A 17,866-nucleotide genomic window follows, 5' to 3' on the forward strand; every position below is an offset into this window, starting at 1 on the left:
GTGACCAACCTTCCTCGCCGACCCTCGGTCGGCGTGTCGGTGGAAACACCGTTCGCCGGACAGTCCCGACCGATCCAACGACGGTCATCGGGCTCTGAGTGTTGTCGGCCGCGTCGGGTGACGATGGCGGCGTCGTGATCGGTGATGACGTGCGGGGGTGAAAGGAAGAGCCCGCCGGGGAGTTCCGGCGGGCCCTTGGTGGTCAGGGTGGCGCGGTGGTGGTCATTCTGTCGTGACTTCGGTGACGGCGGCTCGGGCGGAGGATTCATCGACGATGGCCTTGCCCGCGGCGTAGGCGGCGACGAGGGCTTGGACGGCGAGGTTGTTGACCGCTCGGGGGGTACCTCGTCCGACTTGGTGGATCAGGGCGGTGGCGTCGTCGCTGAAGAGGGTGTCGGAGCGCCCGGCGAGGGCGAGGTGGTGAGCGAGGTAGCTCTTGGTCTCGGTGGCGCTCATCGCGGTCAGGGCGTAGCGCAGGGCGATGCGTTGGTCGAGGGCGGCGAAGGTGCCGAGCTTGATCCGTCGGCGCAGGGTGGGCTGCCCGATGAGCAGGCACGCGAAGGGTGAGTGGGAGTCCATGTCGGCGTTGGTGAGTAGGCGGAGCTCTTCGAGCTGGTCGCCGGTGAGCAGGTGGGCCTCGTCCAGGACCAGGACCACGGTGCGGCCGCGTTCGTGTTCCTCGGCGGCGAGCAGGTCGGCGGTTTGTGGGATCAGGGCTGCTTTGTGGAAGCGGGGAATCCCTCCGAGGGCGGTGACGATCCCGCCGTAGAGGCCGCGGCCGCCGACGGCGGGGTTGCCCAGGTAGATCGTGGTGTGCCGGGAGGTGTCCAGGGCCGCCAGGGCTGCCCGGACGGCGACGGTCTTGCCGGCGCCGACCTCGCCGGTGACCACACCGAGGGCACGTTCGGTGATGCACCAGGAGATCCGGGCGACGGCCTCGGCGTGGGAGGCGTGACGGTGCAGCATGCCCGGGGCCAGGGCCTTGCCGAACGGCATGCGGGTGAAACCGTAGTGGGCCTGCAGGCGATCCAGGGTCATGACTGCTCCTGAAGGTCGAGGGTCTGCTCGGTGGTCGTCTGGTCAGTGGCGGTGTCGAGCAGCTCGAGCAGGTCGACCTGCCCGGGCAGGACGTGTACGGCGACGTCGCGTATAGGCGCTGGGTGCTCGGTCTTGGGTGGGGGTTGTTCGGTGATGGCGGCGTAGTTCACCCGCTCGGTCAGGGCGGTGGTGTGGCGGGCCCGGACGAGGTTGAGGTAGTCGATGCCGGTGGCCGGCGCCGGCGCTGGGGCTTGGGCGCGGGCGGCGGGGTGGACGTGGCGGCCGATGCGGTGCGGGGTGGCGGTGCCCATGTCGCGTCCGGCGTAGCGCACGGTGATGTCGGTCAGGTCGAAGGGGTCGAAGAGCAGCTCGACCCGGCGGCCGATCAGGGCGGCGTCGACCTCGTAGGTGTTGCCGTGCAGGGAGACGGTCGCGGTCTTGGTCACGGCGCGGTGCTCGGACCACAGGAACGCCTCGCGCAGCCGCTGCGGGGTGGGCACCGCTGGCGGCCCGCCGGTCAGGAACCGTTCGATGGGTGCCTGGCCGGTCTCGGTGTGGACCCGGGCGTGGTAGACGGTCTCGACCCAGGCGGTGAACAGCTCGTTCAACGTCGCCAGGTCGGTGACCTTCTCGAGCGCGCCGGGCGCGGACAGCTCGATGAGGAACTGTTCGCGCACGGTGCGGAAGAAGCGTTCGATCTTCCCGCGCCCGGCGGGCTGCCCGGGCCGGGAGTGGGTCAACCGGATACCCAGGACAGCCAGGGCACGCAGCAGCTGCTTGGAGACCATCGCCGCCCCGTTGTCCAGGTACACCACTTGCGGGACCCCGCGGGCGGCAAGCCCGGAACGCAGGGCACCGGCCAGGGCCAGGGTGTCCTCGGCGTGGCCCCACCGGTACCCGACCAGGGCCCGGGAGTGGTCATCGATGAACGCCAGCAGGTACGTCTTGGCCCCGGCGATGACCGGGCCGTGCAGCGCGTCACCGGTCCACCGCTCGTTCGGCTCGGCAGCCTCGAACCGGCCGAACGCGACCGGCGGGGTGCCGTCGGGGCGGGTGTTCAGCTCCAGGCGCGCGAAATGCCGTTGCAACGTGCGCGCCGAAGGCACCACCACGGTGGCGTGCTCGGCCAGGATCGCCGCGACCTGCGCCGCGGTACGCCCGGGGACCTCCCGCTTCAGGGCCGCGGCCAGCTCCAGCACGCCCGCCGGGGTCCGCGGCTGCGCGTGCCGGGCCGAGGGGACCAGGGCGTCGAATCCGCCGGCGCGCCAGGCTCGGATCCACCGGTCCAGGCTGACCCGCGAGACCCGCACCCGCTCACCGGTAGGGCCGGTGTGCTCGGCATCGGCGAGCTGGCGCACCAGGACCCCGCGGGCCCTGGTGCTCAGCGAGGCGTCCGCTGCCTCCCGGATCAGGGCATACCGGAACAGGGCCACGTCACGGGCCCGTGCGGCCCGGCGGCCTCCTGATCGCCGGCTGCGTGCTGATTGGTCATCTCCTGGCCTTTCACGTGGTCCGAAGTGCTGCGTCCGGACGAGCGTGGCGGGCCGATCGGCCCGTGCCCAGGGTCAACTCGTGTTGCTCACCTCCCCCGCACCGGCGGGCCACAGCAACCGTCCGCCGCTGACCCGGGACGCGAACGGCCACGGCTGGCACGGCGACAGCCTCAGGACAGCCGCGGCCGCCGCAGCCCCGACGGCCTCGACCGCGTCAGCGAACACCGAGCCCCGGGGGATCAGCGCCGGGGCCAGCGGGTCCAGGGCGTGCAGCAACCGGGTGAAGTGGCCACGGACCTGCTCGGCCCGGGCGGCGAAGCGGCGCAACCAGCCGCGCACCGTGGAGACCGGCCGGCCCAACACCGCCGCGATGGGCCGGTGCCCGACCCCGGCCGCCTTGGCTTCCAGCGCCGCTCCGATCACCGCCACCGCGTCCGCCCGCCGCAGCAGCCACACCTGCGCCAGCAGCACATGCGTGGCCCCGCACGAGCCGCACCGGGCCCGGCGCGGCCGGTGCCGCACCGACCCTGCCGCCGCGCGAGAAGATCGCCACCGGGCGTTCCCCCACGGCACGAGCACACCCCGGCACGAGGGACAGGACAGCTCCCCCGACACCAACATCCGTTCGACCTCAACCGGGTCGGAACCTACGATCAGCATGGGTGCTCCCTTAAGCACCAAGTGACGGCCCTCCTGCTCGCCAAAGCTTGGGAGGGCCGTCGCGCGTCAACAGAACGTGATCACGCTCCTGACGCGAACCCTAGAGCCATCCCACGTACCCCCGCACCCAAGCACGTCGTCACCCCCGATGACGCCACCCCGCCTACCCCTGGTCAGTCAGGGTGTCGCTCAACACTCTGAGGACGTTGGCCCCGGCGGTCTCACCGGGTGCGAAGTCGGCCTGTCGGCACCCTCGCACACGCCTCGCCTGGAGGTCGATCGTCGACGATTCGATGGCGTCCGCCTAGCCCCATACGACTCGTGTAGTGTGATCGATCCAGAGCCCGGTTCCACCCACCTGGCTGTGCAGCGACGACGTATGGCGTTGACTGTGCAGCGTTTGGCCGGCGCCCCGGCTAGTGTCGCGACGGCATGGCCGAAGCGCAACGATGGAGACAGAATGCGATATCGCAACATCAACCAGGCGGTTCCGGAACTGTTGCGGTTGGTGTTGGACCAGGGCCGGACGGTCACGCCCCGGGGGGATACGACACTCGAGGTCGGCCCGATTCAGTTCACGCTGGAGCGGCCGCAGGAACGCTGTCTCGTGCTCAACCACCGCAACAACAATGTGTTCGCGGCGATCGTCGAATCGATGTGGGTCATCTCGGGCCGCAACGACACAGCCACGATCCTCCCTTACCTGCCGCGCGCCAACGACTTCTCGGACGACGGCGAAACCTGGCGCGGCGGCTACGGTCCCCGACTGCGCAACTGGTCAGGTCACGACCAGATCGATGCGGTCCGAAGTATCCTCACGGGGAACCCAGACTCCCGTCGGGCCGTCGCCGTGATCTTCGACCCGGCTCAGGACCATGTCGAAAGCCGGGACATCCCGTGCAACAACTGGCTGCACTTCATCCAACGCGACGGCAAACTAAACGTGCATGTCGCGGTGCGCTCGAACGACATCATCTGGGGCCTGTCCGGCATCAACGCCTTCGAGTGGGGCTTCCTGCTCGAGCTTATGGCGCACTGGTTGGACCTCGAAGTCGGCACGCTGACGTTCTCGACGACGTCGGCTCACATCTACGAGCGCCACTGGGACCGGGCGAAGGAGATCGCCCAGGCTCCTCGACACGACATCGACCCGTATGCGGGGAGCCACTCAGTGCAGACGGTCGCCTTCGGGACCGCCTGGGAGGACCTCGACGCGGTACTGGATGAGTGGTGGAACCTGGAAAAGCAGATCCGTACCGGAGAGGTGGAACGCGCGCGCCTGGACGCGTTCCCAGACCCTCTCCTCCGTTCCTATCTATGCATGCTCCGGGTCTTCTGGGCCGCCAAGCGGGACCCGCAGCAGGATCTCAGCGACCTCCTCGCCCCGCTCGCTGGGACCGATCTCGGGCTGGCCACGGTCGAGTATCTCCGGCGCAGCGTGCGGACCGACTACCTGGCGGCCATCGTCGCCAGCGACAGCGACCCCAAGGCGAGCGGCGACGGTCCGGCAGGGGACTACCACGACCATCTGCGCGCGGCGCTAAAGCGACTCCACGCGTCCAAGACCGCGGTCTACGGCGACAGCTGGAAGCGGCGTGGCGAGGTGCTCGGTGTCATGGCGAACATCGCCCGCAAGGTGGATCGTTTGAACATCATCTCCCAGGAGATGGGGAAGGCCCGTGGTACCGCCGACGAGAACATCCTCGACACCGCGATCGATCTGTACATCTACGTGGTCAAGTACGCGACCTTCCTCGCCGACGCCGGCGAATTCCATCCCGCAGTGGACATCACAGCCTCAACCTGGAGCGACGGCACCGAGGGCTTCGACGCCGTCCTCGACTCCCTCGCTGAGGGGGGCGGCGCAATCCTCGACGAACGATCGTCCAACGCTCTCGTTCAGGCCTCGTTCGCTCGTCTGGAGGCGGCGACGTTGACACCCTCAAGCGACGTGGACAAGGTGCAGGCGATGTTGGGCCTCATCCAGGATGCGCGAGCGGTGATCGACTCGATCACCCAGCGCAGCTCCGCAGCCGTCGACGCGCAAGGATACTGAGCATGACTGCAGATGCACCCGCGGCAGTGCGCGATCTCGAGAGGATCGGAGCGCGGCCAAGGCCCGGCGCCTACGAGACCTACTGGCATTTCATCAACGAGCGACTGAAGATCTACATGGGCCGACAGCAGGGCGAGCCAGCTCCATGGACCGATGACCCGATCCTGCAGACCTACAAGTTCACCAACGTCTTCCGCGCCAGCGACCGCGTGACCCAATACCTCATCAAGGACATCTGCTACTCAGGAGAATCGGGTCCGGACCTCACCTTCCAGATCGCGGCATTCCGGACATTCTCGCGCATTGAGACCTGGGAACACCTCAAGGAGGTGTTGGGTGGGCCGCCGCGCCTCTCGCACCTCGAGGACGGCAGCCTGGAGGGGGCACTCACCTCGATGAGGGATCGGGGCGAGAAGATCTACACCGGTGCATTCATCCTCTGCGCCAACGACGCATACGGGCGGCGCATCAAGCACCTCAACCACCTCGAGCTGTTCCGCGCGATGTTTCTCGACGGCGACCTCCACCGGCAGGTGGTCGAGGCGAGCAGTCTCGCGGAGGTCTACGACGCATTGCACGCCTACCCCCTCATGGGCGACTTCATGTCGTACCAGACGGCGATCGATCTCAACTACAGCGAGCTCATCGACTTCAGCGAGAACGAGTTCACCAAGGCCGGTCCCGGTGCCGTGCGCGGGATCAACAAGATCTTCGAGTTGGAGCGCAAGGCCTCTCCGGAAGCGGTCATCCGCTGGGTCGTCGAGAACCAGGAGGCCGAGATGGAGCGACTCGGCCACGACTTCGACGGGCTGCACGGCCGCCTGCTGCAGGCGATCGATGCGCAGAACTGCTTCTGTGAGTCGGACAAGTACCTGCGTGTCTCCATGCCAGAGCTGCAATCTGCGCGCAAGCGGATCAAAGCGAAGTTCGTCGTGAACTCGACGAAGATTCCCTACTTCTATCCTCCCAAGTGGGGACTCGACTATTGAGCGGCTTGTCCGGAACCGGAGGGTCCCTCGTCGTGCTCGGGTCCGGCTCGAAGACCCGTCTGAAAGTCCTGCGCGCTGCCGGCCTCGAGCCGGAAATCGTCATCCCCGGTGTCGATGAGGGCGCGATCAGGGACTCGGCGTGGGCCCTGCCCACGTCGGAGGTGGTGACCCTCATCGCTCAAGCCAAGGTCGGTGCTGCGCTCGCCCAACTCGTGCCGCCGTTCCCCGGACCGATCATGGTGGTCAGTTGCGACACGATCATGGAGATCGACGGGCGGCGTCTGGAGAAGGCGCGAACCTTCGAGCAGGCCGTAGCCCACCTGCGTGAACTCAGCGGCCGAACGGCGCGGGTCACGACAGGGCAGGTCACGGCTGTCTCACCCAGCGGCTCGCTGGGGGACACCGTGCATGTTGAGGCCACGGCGCACTGTGATCTCGTCCTGGACGAGTTCTCTGAGCGGGAGATTGTCTCCTGGGCCGAGAGTGGCGAGCCACAGACGGCCGCAGGTTGTGCCATCGACGCCCTCGGTGGGGCCTTCGTCCTCGACGTTCGGGGAGATCCCTGGGCCGTGAGCGGAGTGAGTCTCTCTCTTCTCCGCCGCGCCGCCACGCAGGTCGGTCTCTCGTGGCCCGACTTCTGGAACCGCGGTAGTTGGTTGGTCGCCTGACCGGCTGCCGGGCCGGGCAAGCGCCCGGGGTGGTTCAGTGCCTCGATAGACTGCGGCCATGCCAGCGGACGTGAAGAAGACGCACTTCAACATCGTCGTGGGCCACCCCGGAGATGCAACTCACGAGGCGCAGGCTGTCAAAGACTCCATCAACGAGTGGTTCGGTCCGCCGAGGGCCGACTACTTCGAGGTGGAGATCAAGATCTGGAGCGATCCGGACTGGGTGGAGGCCAACAGCCACGCGGAGACCCAACAACAGGCAATCCTCGACTACTGCCGCAAGGCCGATCTCGTGATCGGCGTCTTCCATCGGAAGGTGGGCACACCCACCGACGGCTACGAATCCGGCACCGTCGCAGAGGTCGAGGTCGGCGATCCTTCCCGGGTGCTCGTCACCGCTGAGAACTATCGAGCCGAGGACGATCGAGCCGACGACGCCGTCCCCATCCCCGATGAGCCAGCGATTGACGGCTGGTTCCAGGGTCCGCCCGGACGTGAGCGCGGCCTGCAGCGGGTGCTCACGCGCTGGCGGTCCAATCGACGCGAGGGGCACGGCGACGAGGACGATGCCCGGTCGGTGCAAGAGTTCTCCTCACTGGCGAATCTGCGAATCATGGTGTTCAACATTCTCAAGACCGAGCTGCAGGACCGGGTCGAGGGACTCCCGGACCCGGCTCAGTTCGAGCGGACGTGTCGGGCTGTCTCCCGTCAGGTTTCGAATGAGATCGGGAAGTACAGTTCCGATCTCTTCGTCGCTCGCACGGCGGTGGCCCGCGAACTATCAGCCTTTGCTTCCTCCCCTTCGGCGATCGCCGCCCTGACAGGTGACGCCGGGATGGGTAAGTCGAACCAGATGTGTCACATGGCGTTGACGACCCAGGACTCGGTCTCACTGCTCCTCCAGGCCAAGTCGATCGCCAACGGCGGCACGGAAGAGGACTTCTGGATGACGGTGCGGTCTCGGCTCGTCGACGGCGGCCTGCAAGGCGACGGTCTGCAGGCAGCATCACGTGCCCGACTCGAGCAGTGCGCGCCGCACGAGATCAGGCCTCTGCTCGACAAGTGGCTCACTGTTCTGGACCGCCGACTGACCATCTTCGTCGACGGTGTCAACGAGCACCACGCCCGGCTGGACTCGGGAGACAACCGGGACTCCGAGCTCCCCCGCACCCTGGGCCATCTCGCCGTCGGCGTCGCCGGTAGCCCCATTAAGGTGGTGATCAGTTGCCGCGCGGTCGACTGGTGGAAGTTCGAATGCGAAGCCGACCTTGCGGCGCGCCTCTACGACCCGCAAGGCACCGGCCAGGCGAGTGACAAACGCATCATTATCGGACGGTTCTCCGATACCGAGTTCGAGAAGGCAGAGCAGGCCTACCGGAAGGTCTACTGCTACCGCGGGCGGCCGACCGGGGTCCTCGGCCAGTTGTGCCGTGACCCTCTCCTGTTGCGCTTCACCGCTGAGGCCTTCCGGGATGCCCAGTTGCCACCCGGAGCCAATCGGCGTGGCGTCTTCCACGCATACACGAACGAGAAGTTGCCGCAGCAGCCGCGCGGCCAGCTTCGCGGCAGGCTCCTCATGCTGGCCCACGTGACCTACGAAAACGCCGTCACCAAGGGCGCCGACGAAGTCGCGCTGGATGACGCGATCGCCATCCTGGGCAGTGGTTCGATGACTGGCCAAGATGCCATTAAGACCCTGCAGGGCCTGGACGTGGTGGTCGATGTCTCGGACGATCCGACCACGCAGGGTCTGACGCAGCGGGTGCGCTTCAAGCACGACGCCTTCTTCGAGTACGTCGCCGCCGAGGCGATCATCGAACGCACCCTGAGACACCTTGAGTCCAAGGACGAGTTGGTCGCCGCTGTGCGTTCCTTCGTCGATGCCGCGGGCTCGGTCCGTTTCCTCGAGGGCATCCTCACCCACCTGCTCCTGCACCTGGCCACCGAACGGAACACCGAGACAAACGGTCCGCTGGAAGCAGCCTTCACTCTCCTGGAGGAGACGGCCCAGGGACGCCGGCCCGGATCTTCGAGGGACATCGACGCGGAGGGGGAGAGGGGTTCCACCTCAGAGCGGTGGAAGCGCTTCGTCTGCAACTTCGTTCTCGCGGACCCGCGGTCCGGACACGACCTCATCGACAGTATCAAGGCCCTGGCGGTGGACGGAGATGCGTCGGTCCGCTATTTCGCGGGGCTCGCGTTGGGCACGATCGATGTCACCGTGATGCGCGACCCCGCGAGAACGGGCCTGGATGTCGCGCCCGCACACACCGAATGGCTGTGCGGCCATCCCGAATGGCGCGCTCGTGAGACGGCTGGCTCCGCCCTCGCGCAACTGTATGAACACGAGGCCCACGTCGAACGCCTCTTGGCGGGGTTGGCCGAGGACCTCAACTGGCGGGTGCGGCGGCAGGCCGGCAACACTCTCGGCGACCTGTTCACGACCAACCCGACTCTGGCCCAGCGCCTGACCAGCGAGTGGCGTTCCAGTGACCGGTGGCGCCTGCGTCGCGCCGTCGTCCAGGGCAGACGAGGGCTGCTGACAGATCCGCAGCACGCCTTCGAGACCGTGCGGCGCATCGCGGAGGACGAAATCCTTGACGTCCGCTGGCGGGCAGTTAGCGTCGCCGCCCACCTGGGCGGTGTGGATCGCTCTCTCATCCCTTGTTGTCTCGATCTGCTTAAACAGCTCGTGAAGGACGAAGACGTGTGGGTGCGTCGGCAGGTCGCGTTCTTCCTCCCCGACATCCAGCGGCTCGCGTCGGAGGTCGGCCCGGAGTGTGTTGCGGTGAGTGAATCGATCATCGAGGCGTGCGTGCAAGATGAACACCCTCACGTCCGCTGGGAGGCCGCGCGTTCCCTCGGCGCCTTCCGGCCGGCGGACCAGGAGATTGCTCGGCGCCACCTCAGCGCAGCCTGGGAACACGTTCGGGCGATGGCGAAGCTCGAGGATCTCGACTCCGTCGAGTTCGCCGCGCGGTATTCGATGGCTGTTCTCGAGCCACCGAAGGCTGCACCCAGTTTGGGGCGCAGGGCGATAGCGACCACCACGAGCGCCGGCGACGCCTTGAGTGCGCTGCGATCCGACAAACGCACCCGTGTCGAGGAGGTGGCCCGCTCGCTGCGGGCCCCCGCCGACCCCAAGTTCATGAACTCCGAGCTGATGAAGAACGACCGCTACACCAACATCTTCAGGGTCCTTGAAGAGGAGCGGAGCACTGGCGATCTCGCGACGTTCGACCTGATTCGGGCCGATGAGGACGAGGGCCTGCGGTGGGCCTCGGCGTCACAGATCGCGTACCTCGGCCTCGGCGGTGACGCGGTGCTCGGCATCGTGCGCGACTACATGAAGGACTATCAGTACTGGGTGCGGCGCGAGTGCATCACCGCCGTGGCCAAGGAACTGGCCCGGCCGGATGGCGCAGCCGAGTGGCGCACTGCTGAGATCGTCGAGATCATCCTCACGGCAGCGCACGACGCTGAGCCGGAGGTCCGGTTTGCCGCCATGGAGTGTTTGGGCTCCCTCGTGAGTGACGAAGGGGCGAGCGAGTCAGTGCGGCAGGCTCTGCGCGCACTCGTGAACGACCCCGAGCCCCAGATCGCCTCCCGCGCACGCGATCTCTGCGCTGGTGTCCCGGCATGAGCCGACCCCAAGCTTTCGTCTTCGACATCGACGGCACGGTGATCGAATACACCGTCGCGCTGCGCGAGCATTTCTCCAGCGAGGTCCACGACCTCGATGCGTATCACGAGCAGGCGGTCTGGGATGCACCGGCCGCGACGCGCACCCTTGTGCTGCTCCGGGCTCTAGAGAAGGCGGGCGTAACTATCATCATGTCGACCTATCGCGAGCGCCACTACTACGCGAAGACGATGCAGCTCTTCGACCGTCTGCAGATCTGGCCGGCGAAGACCTACATGCGGCTTCCGGAAGACCGGGACCTGTCAACCTACGAGGTCAAGGCCAAGCACTTGAAACGCATAGAGGAGACCTTCGAGGTGATCGGAATGGCGGACGACGACCCGTCGATTCGGCGTCTGTGCGAGGAGCGCGGCATCCCGATCCTGGTCGCCCCAGGCTGGATCGACGCCAGCCGGACCCCACATCACACGAGACCGGAGAACAGTTCTCAGTCGTAGCCGGCACACCGTGAACACCACGGACACCCGCGCTGGCTGGTTCTCCAACCCCGGGTCATCTCGACGAGTAGCGGATCGCTCAGTTCGCGACTGCCCATCCACCTCATCTGCCCAGCTACAAGGCCACTACTCCGCGCGATCGGCCGACACCCGGTAACGGTACATCAATTTGCGCGGCTCACAGCCCGTCCAACTTCAGACGGCAAGACCCTTGTCCGATCACCGACCCTCCCATAGCCCTGGCTCGGCTCCGGTCGCATGTAGTGATGATCCTCGTGCCGCCGACGACTCACGCTGCCGTACCGTGCGACCTCGCGCTCGGCGATCGTGGCGGCGCGGTTCGGACCGAGGTCTGCTCGGTCACGGCTGAAGGCCTGCACCCACTGCTGGCGCGCTGTGGCGTCGTCCTTGGCCACGAGATGGGCCGTGTTGCGATGGCGCCCTCTGGTCATCGCGACATATGCGCTGGCGGCGCCAGTGGTGTCCGTGAGCAGCAGGTGGGCGGTGTCGACCGTCTGGCCTTGAGCTCCATATACGGTGGTCGCGTAGGCCAGCTCGACATGCTGAGCGACGTACTAGGGAGGCAAGGCCCGGTGACCGCGCCGGCCTGCGACGTTGACCGTGAAGTCGGCATCGAATCCGGTGATGACCCAGGTGTCCCGGTTCGCGACGTCGAGTTCGCGGTCGTTGCGGCGGGTGCTGATTGGATCACCGATTCCGAAGATCCGGCCGTCCCGGGTGCCGACTCGCTGCAGTCCTCCCGTGGAGGCGGAGTGGCGGGTGTCTTGGATGGTCGAGTTGAGCTGAGAGAAGAGGTCGCGTCGGTCAGCGACGACCAGGCCGTCCTCACGGGTGAGCGACTGTAACGCCTCAGCCATCGAGCGGTAGATGACGACCTCGCCGCGGTCCAGGAGCGTGTCGAAGACGTAGCCGGCACGATCGCCCGACCGCATCAGCAGAGACAGGTCCGCGTACTCAGGGTCGCTGAAGCGGTGCACGGTCTCCAGGGACCAACGGCCTCGAGTTCCCGCACATGTTGCGGCAAGGTCGAGCACACCTCCGCGGCCGACGGCCGGGAGCTGGTGGCGGTCGCCGACGAACGCGATCCGGGCGTAGTTCTCGTCGGCGATCTTCAGCAGGGCAAGTGCGGTGTCTTGGTCGAGCATGCCGGCCTCGTCGATGAGGAGGAGGTCGCCGTAGCCGAGCTGCGCCGCCGGCTCGGGGTCGGCGGTGACCCGCCACCAGAACCCATCGTCGTCCCATCGGTATCCGTGCTGATGGATCAGCCACCCTGCCGAGTGAGCCTCGGCGCCGACTTCGGCGGCGGCGACGCTGGCCGCCTGCAGGGTCGGTGTCACGATGACCATTCTCGAGCCGGAGGACGCAAGCATCTTCTGTGCGGCTGCCAACGTGGTCGTCTTGCCCGAGCCAGCAGCACCCTCGACCACAAGCAATCTTGCGAAGCCCCCCAGAACTCTGGCCACATCCAGCTGTGTGGGGTCGAGCTCAGGGAAGTCAGTAGCGCCGTACGCAGCCTGGGCCACCGAGCCTTCGCCGCGCTCGATGAGCTTCGCAGTGATGGCCTCCTCAACACCCACGACCCGCTTCGAGGTCAAGGCACGCACATGCTCAGGCACGTCGTCCCGCTCGAGCATGCGCACGCATACAGAGAGGGCACGGGAGGTGAGGTCCTCGGCGAGCTCACGACGGACCGGGCCGGACGCGATGATGTTGACGTCGGCGATGAGGCGCTCGACCTCGCCGCGGATGTCGGCGGCGTTCCAGCTCGAGCGCTTCGCGCCGAGGCGGGAGATGGCGACCTCGACGACGGCGTCGCGGTTGAGCTCCGCGATCGGCACGCTTGTCAGGGGGGTGGGGGCGTTCGGGGGGGGCGTAGCCGAGGTCGGCCAGCTCCTGGTTCCAGCGGCGGGTGAGGTCGGCGCCGTCGAGGGGGGCGACCTTGTCCGGGCGCGCCTGCGCCCAGGCGCGGCGGTCCCAGGCGGCGCGCAGCTTCGGTCCGGGCTCCCGGCCCGGGTTCTCGGTGCGCCACTCGGCCTCGTAGCGGTCGACGTTCCGGGTGATCTGTTCGGCGCGGGCGCTGAACCGGCCGACGTAGTCGGCGAACTGCGTCACCTCGCCGGTCCTCGGGTCGAGGGTGTAGCCGTGGTCGGCGAGGGCCTTGCGGAACTGCGGGTCGCACTGCATCGCGGCCCGGCCCATCCCGTTGAGTGCGTTGATGGAGTCGACGACGCCGACCGAGTGCAGGCCTCGCCAGGTGCCGGCGGCGAAGACGCGGGCGTTGATCTGTAGGTGCAGGTGCTGGTGCGGGTCCCCGGCGCGGGAGGTGTGGTGGCGCACGATGGCGGCCTCGAGCCGCTCGACGGGAATCTGGACCTGGCGGCCGCGCGGGCCGATCCGGGTGGTGGCGTGCTCGGCGAGCCAGGCGATGATCTCGCGGGCCGCGCGGGCCTGGGCGGCGTCGTATGCGGTGGCGACGGCTGGGTGCATCGCCGCGGCCAAGGACCAGCTCTCGGGCCCGTTGACGACGACCTCAACGAAGCGCAGGGCGTTGTCGTCCTGGCGGAGCCGGCCCTTCGCGAACCCGGTGGCGACGTCGTAGCCGGCGACCCATCGCTCGTAGGCCGGACCGTCGAGCTGGCCGGCGTCCGTCAACATGACGACGTCGCCGTTGCTGATCGCGACAATGTGCGTGGCGAGGCCGGTGCCCTCGGCGAGGTAGTAGTCGTCGACTCGGGAGCGGTCCGCCTCGACGTAGTTGCGCGCCGCAGCGGCGTTGCCACGGTAAAACTTGACCCCGCCGCGCACCTCGTCACCGCCCGTCACTACTCGTCAATTACCCTGTGGAGCAGTGTTTTTCATCCACAGGGGGGACATCCCTACGGAAATTCGTAGCATGCGTGCCGCAGGGTTTGAGGGGTTTCGGCGGTATCGGGTGACCTGTCTTCACAGTCGTCAACCGTCGTCACTATCGGAAGGGCAGCGGGGTGAGGACCGGGTTGGATTGAGTCGGTCAGATGCAGTGATCGCGGTGGGTTCGTCGTTCGCGTTGTCGGAACGTGATCGACGTGCCTGGCTCGGAACTGGCAGTGGCGCTTCTCCGAGTTGTCGCCAGAGAGCACTCTGGTGGGCGGCGCAGCGGGGACTCAGGTCCGTGGCCGTCGAGTGGTGTCGGAGTTGCGGTCTAGCGTCACGCGGAAAGCGACCTCATCCGCACCGGCAGCTTCTTGTGCCGTCGGAGCACCCTCTTGGGAACCCGGTAACCGTACGGTAGTCGCGTGGACGGGGGAACCAACGAGAAACGCATGCGCCTTCGATACGCCGGCACGTGCCGTATCTGCGGGCTCAGAATTCTCGCCAAGGCCGAAGCGGTTTACGAACGGCCGACCAAGACGGTCCGGTGCATCAGCCATGACGTGAACGCTCCGGTCGAGCCCGCTGTCGCAAGACCCGTCGAATCCACCGTCACCAAAGTCGAGGAGCCTGTGGTCGCCAGGGTCGTTGAACCCGCTGTAGTTGATGATGGGGAGCCTGCGGTCGTCGAGGCAGGCGAGACTCCGGTTGCAGAAGTCATCGATCCCGGTACGCCCGGGGCGTCAGCGCGTCGTGAGTTCGAGCGGCGCAAGACACGCCATGAGGAACGCGTCCGGACTAGCCACCCGAAGCTCGGCGGCCTGATCCTCGCCCTTTCAGACGAGAAGCAGTCCACAACTGCATGGGACGTCGGTGCCGTTGGAGAAGAGAGACTCGGCAGGGACCTTGATCGACTCGCCTCGGCGACTGTCCGGCTGCTGCACGACAGGCGGATCCCGAGAAGCAAGGCCAACATCGACCACCTCGGGTGACCGCGACCGGCATTTACGTCATCGACGCCAAGAAGTACCGGGGCCGCCCTCACCTCAAGATCGAAGGAGGTCTCTTCCGGCCTCGTGTGGAGCGACTGCTCGTCGGTTCACGCGACTGCACCAAACTCGTCGACGGAGTCCTCCAGCAAGTCGAGGTGGTGCGGGGACTGCTCGATGACGATGTCCCGGTTAACGGGGTGCTCTGCTTCATGGAAGCAGACTGGCCCTGGATCGGCGGTACGTTCGCGACCCGCGGCGTGCAAGCGCTCTGGCCAAAGAAGCTCTATCCGAAGCTCCAGGCAGTAGGGCCAATAGCGCTCGACACCATTGCTGAGATGCATCGGAATCTCGCGCATGCCCTCCCTCCAGCTTGACTCTCACCGCCCTACCGGACCGAATGAAATCGCTATTGCCGAGCTTGATCTCCCAATGAGAACTTGAACTCGTGCGACGCAGCATCGCCCGGGTCGAGGCTGGACGACTTCCGTCAGCAACACTCTGACTGCATTGGCTGCCGCCTAGGACCGCCCTGCTACGCGTCCAGGGAGACTTCCGGAATCTCGGCCAATGACAGCAAGGATCTTGAGCATCTCGATGCCGCGGATGGGACCTAATCCCCGACGGGAAGCAACCGGTAGCGCATGCGCCAGGTCGGCTCGTAGAAGTCGGGATCCTCCCGTTCCCAACTTGTGACTATGAGGCCCGCCGCGACAAGTTCTCTCGCACCTCGAGTCCATGTGTCATCGGACAGGTCATACTGGCGCTTGCGACCACCATCGGCGTATGTGCCGTTGGGGTGTCCTCCAGTGAGCTCGGAGAGAACGACATACATGGTCAATGCCCGGGGGGATAGCGCAATCGTCCATCCATCCGACCACAGCCGGATCGGCACGGTGACGTAGCGGCCACGACCGCTTCCAGGCCATTTCGCCCCGGCCAGGGCCGGGTCAAGCAGGACGATCTGTGGGCGGCCGAACCCCGGCTTGGATGCATCTGACTGGGTGCTCCTCTTGAGAAAGCCGTTGCGTTCAAGCCATCGGACGGCATCTCTGACCCGCCGGAGGTCCTGCGCAGTCGGATCGGCCAGGCCTACCCAAAGAGCCATCAGCTGAGCGGATGGAGCCGGCAGTGCGTGCGGTGCTCGTGTCGCAATCATGACGAACGTGAGAAAGAGGCGCAGACGTACGCCACCAGCCCGGAGAAGCTTGGCCAGGGGTGGCGCCGTTCCAACCTTCGAAGCGCGGACGAAGGACAGCGGCAGCTGGACGGTCGACGTGCGCTTGGATCGGTCGACAGCCCTATTGAGGTGATTGAGGACGTCTGGGTCGACGCTAGGAGGACTTATCGGCACGTTACCTGCGCTTTCAGCGGGGGCCCGAGGGGTCCAGGGGTGCAGGGGTACATGGGGTACGAGACGTACATATATATGACCGCTGGTTTCGTCTTCCACCACCGCTCTAGACGTCCCAACAAGCCGCTGAGAACGGGTGTGTGTACTGCTGACAACGTTATTGTGCCCCGCCGAGATCGCCTCGCACAAGGTTTGCTGCGGCGGACTGGCTCTGGTCACACTGGTGGGCAGAAGGTCCGATTTGGGCAAAACCAGTCTTGCTGGCAAGGAGGTGAGGAAGCGTGGGATATCGCGTAACCATGGCGGTCAGCGCCTCGGGAGTTATCACGATCACGTTGGAGCCCTGGTAGGGCCGGGGGGCGAGACGATTGTTCTCGCCCCCCGCAGCGCTGCTGCCCCCGCGAGGGGCAGCGCCTCGGAAATCCCGTGCTGCCCCGTGCTGTCAGTTCTGGCTCGCCCGTCGGGCCGACGTGTCACCCGTCGCTTGGGAGGCTTGGGCCCATCGAACGGGTCGAGATAACGAGCCGACGTGAGGGCCACGCTCGGCCCGACACATCGGCACGTCAACGTCGGCACTTGCAGGTACCCTCGTCGCATCGTGACTACGATGACCTAGAGCGTTGGACTAGGCGAAGGAGGGCCGGAAACGTGGCGCGATCTGACCTTCTACTCGACCTGGTTGAGGCCGAACGTCGCGGAGACCGTAACCGCTTCCGCACGCTGGTTGAGGCGGTCATCGCGGAAGAACGGGGAAAGCAGCACCACCTACTGGCGGACCGCCTTTCTGAGCTCATCACCACCGTAGGGACGGGAACCGCACGCGACGACCGCGCTACCGCGGTGCGCGACCTCGTTCAGGAGATCGTCCCCCAGCGACGTCTCGGCGACTTGGACCTGACACCCGTCTCCCGACGCGTTGTGGACGAACTCATTGAGGAGCAGAAACGCTCCGAGTTGCTGCGCAGCTACGGCATCGAGCCTCGGAACCGGATCCTACTCTCCGGGCCGCCCGGCAATGGCAAGACGAGCGTCGCCGAGGCCGTGGCCGCCGAGCTAATGCTCCCCTTCTACGTTATCCGCTACGAAGGAATCGTTTCCAGCTTCTTGGGTGAGACAGCTGCAAGGCTGGATAACGCCTTCGAGTTTGTCCGCACCCGTCGGTGTGTACTTTTCTTCGACGAGCTTGACACCATCGCCAAGGAACGCGCCGACGAGCATGAGACCGGGGAGATCAAACGGGTGGTTTCAACACTGCTGTTGCAGATCGACCGGGTGCCCGCCCACGTCATCCTCATAGGGGCTACCAACCATGGTGAGCTCCTCGACCGAGCAGCGTGGCGACGCTTTCAGATCAGGGCCGAGCTTCCGCCTCCCTCGCGGGCCCAAGCCACTCGTTACCTTGAGCGCCTCCAGCGGCGCCTCGGGGGCGACCTCGGGTACGCACCGCGCACCATCGCCGACAAGCTGGCAGGGTCCAGTTTCGCGGAGTTGGCAGAGTTTGCCCTGGATGTTCGACGTCGAGCCGTGCTGGAGGCACCCGATGCGGACCTGCGCCGGATAGTAAGGGAGCGGCTTGAGCACTGGCACGCTCAGGCCACGGAGTGACGG

Annotated in this window: 13 protein-coding genes; 8 read left to right on the forward strand and 5 right to left on the reverse strand. The window is 66.5% G+C overall.

Going from position 1 to position 17,866, the window contains the following annotated elements:
* Window positions 1-222: 222 nt before the first annotated feature.
* From ABD225_RS09160 to ABD225_RS09170, 3 genes are all read right to left on the reverse strand, one after another.
* Entirely contained in the window at window positions 223-1,038 is an 816-nt protein-coding gene (locus ABD225_RS09160) for an ExeA family protein (protein ID WP_344083909.1), read from the reverse strand.
* Entirely contained in the window at window positions 1,035-2,471 is a 1,437-nt protein-coding gene (locus ABD225_RS09165) for a DDE-type integrase/transposase/recombinase (protein ID WP_344083912.1), read from the reverse strand. Before ABD225_RS09165 ends, ABD225_RS09160 begins: the two co-directional genes overlap by 4 nt.
* A gap of 132 nt (window positions 2,472-2,603) precedes the next feature.
* The gene (locus ABD225_RS09170) at window positions 2,604-3,191 is read right to left on the reverse strand and encodes a helix-turn-helix domain-containing protein (RefSeq protein WP_344083915.1); all 588 of its coding nucleotides are present in this window, start codon (window positions 3,189-3,191) and stop codon (window positions 2,604-2,606) included.
* Between the two features lie 379 nt (window positions 3,192-3,570).
* On the opposite strand from ABD225_RS09170, the gene ABD225_RS09175 reads away from it, so the two are divergent.
* Genes ABD225_RS09175 through ABD225_RS09195 form a run of 5 tightly spaced genes read left to right on the forward strand, consistent with a single transcriptional unit; the run spans window position 3,571 to window position 11,044 of the window.
* Window positions 3,571-5,247, forward strand: a complete 1,677-nt coding sequence (locus ABD225_RS09175) for a thymidylate synthase (RefSeq protein ID WP_344083918.1) — start codon at window positions 3,571-3,573, stop codon at window positions 5,245-5,247.
* 2 nt (window positions 5,248-5,249) lie between these two features.
* Window positions 5,250-6,236, forward strand: a complete 987-nt coding sequence (locus ABD225_RS09180; protein WP_344083921.1) for a nucleotide kinase domain-containing protein — start codon at window positions 5,250-5,252, stop codon at window positions 6,234-6,236.
* 5 nt (window positions 6,237-6,241) lie between these two features.
* On the forward strand, window positions 6,242-6,904 hold the full coding sequence (locus ABD225_RS09185; protein WP_344083924.1) for a Maf family protein: 663 nt from the start codon (window positions 6,242-6,244) through the stop codon (window positions 6,902-6,904).
* A 58-nt stretch (window positions 6,905-6,962) separates the two neighbouring features.
* The gene (locus ABD225_RS09190) at window positions 6,963-10,547 is read left to right on the forward strand and encodes a HEAT repeat domain-containing protein (protein WP_344083927.1); all 3,585 of its coding nucleotides are present in this window, start codon (window positions 6,963-6,965) and stop codon (window positions 10,545-10,547) included.
* Entirely contained in the window at window positions 10,544-11,044 is a 501-nt protein-coding gene (locus tag ABD225_RS09195; protein ID WP_344083930.1) for a phosphatase domain-containing protein, read from the forward strand. Before ABD225_RS09190 ends, ABD225_RS09195 begins: the two co-directional genes overlap by 4 nt.
* A gap of 575 nt (window positions 11,045-11,619) precedes the next feature.
* On the opposite strand, the gene ABD225_RS09200 is transcribed toward ABD225_RS09195, so the two are convergent.
* Both ABD225_RS09200 and mobF read right to left on the reverse strand, forming a co-directional pair.
* Window positions 11,620-12,699, reverse strand: coding sequence for an ATP-dependent DNA helicase (locus tag ABD225_RS09200; protein WP_344083969.1), 1,080 nt, complete (start codon window positions 12,697-12,699; stop codon window positions 11,620-11,622).
* A gap of 46 nt (window positions 12,700-12,745) precedes the next feature.
* A complete protein-coding gene (mobF, locus tag ABD225_RS09205) occupies window positions 12,746-13,888 on the reverse strand; it encodes a MobF family relaxase (RefSeq protein WP_344083933.1) in 1,143 nt (380 codons plus the stop codon).
* Between the two features lie 452 nt (window positions 13,889-14,340).
* Here mobF and ABD225_RS09210 point away from each other — a divergent pair, with 452 nt between their 5' ends.
* The 3 genes from ABD225_RS09210 (at window position 14,341) to ABD225_RS09220 (ending at window position 17,863) form a co-directional block, all read left to right on the forward strand.
* Complete coding sequence (locus tag ABD225_RS09210; protein ID WP_344083936.1) at window positions 14,341-14,907, forward strand: hypothetical protein; 567 nt, start codon at window positions 14,341-14,343, stop codon at window positions 14,905-14,907.
* A complete protein-coding gene (locus ABD225_RS09215; protein ID WP_344083939.1) occupies window positions 14,904-15,281 on the forward strand; it encodes a hypothetical protein in 378 nt (125 codons plus the stop codon). Before ABD225_RS09210 ends, ABD225_RS09215 begins: the two co-directional genes overlap by 4 nt.
* A gap of 1,625 nt (window positions 15,282-16,906) precedes the next feature.
* The gene (locus tag ABD225_RS09220; RefSeq protein WP_344083942.1) at window positions 16,907-17,863 is read left to right on the forward strand and encodes an AAA family ATPase; all 957 of its coding nucleotides are present in this window, start codon (window positions 16,907-16,909) and stop codon (window positions 17,861-17,863) included.
* Window positions 17,864-17,866: the final 3 nt, after the last annotated feature.

Source organism: Nostocoides veronense (assembly GCF_039531185.1).
GTDB lineage: Bacteria > Actinomycetota > Actinomycetes > Actinomycetales > Dermatophilaceae > Nostocoides_A > Nostocoides_A veronense.

What these genes read in the sequence shown, in the direction of transcription:
- ABD225_RS09175 (WP_344083918.1), top strand. Translation starts at nt 3,571, where the DNA reads ATGGCGTTGACTGTGCAGCGTTTGGCCGGCGCCCCGGCTAGTGTCGCG.
- ABD225_RS09200 (WP_344083969.1), bottom strand. Translation starts at nt 12,699, where the DNA reads ATGCTCGAGCGGGACGACGTGCCTGAGCATGTGCGTGCCTTGACCTCG.
- ABD225_RS09170 (WP_344083915.1), bottom strand. Translation starts at nt 3,191, where the DNA reads ATGCTGATCGTAGGTTCCGACCCGGTTGAGGTCGAACGGATGTTGGTG.
- ABD225_RS09190 (WP_344083927.1), top strand. Translation starts at nt 6,963, where the DNA reads ATGCCAGCGGACGTGAAGAAGACGCACTTCAACATCGTCGTGGGCCAC.
- ABD225_RS09180 (WP_344083921.1), top strand. Translation starts at nt 5,250, where the DNA reads ATGACTGCAGATGCACCCGCGGCAGTGCGCGATCTCGAGAGGATCGGA.
- ABD225_RS09195 (WP_344083930.1), top strand. Translation starts at nt 10,544, where the DNA reads ATGAGCCGACCCCAAGCTTTCGTCTTCGACATCGACGGCACGGTGATC.
- ABD225_RS09160 (WP_344083909.1), bottom strand. Translation starts at nt 1,038, where the DNA reads ATGACCCTGGATCGCCTGCAGGCCCACTACGGTTTCACCCGCATGCCG.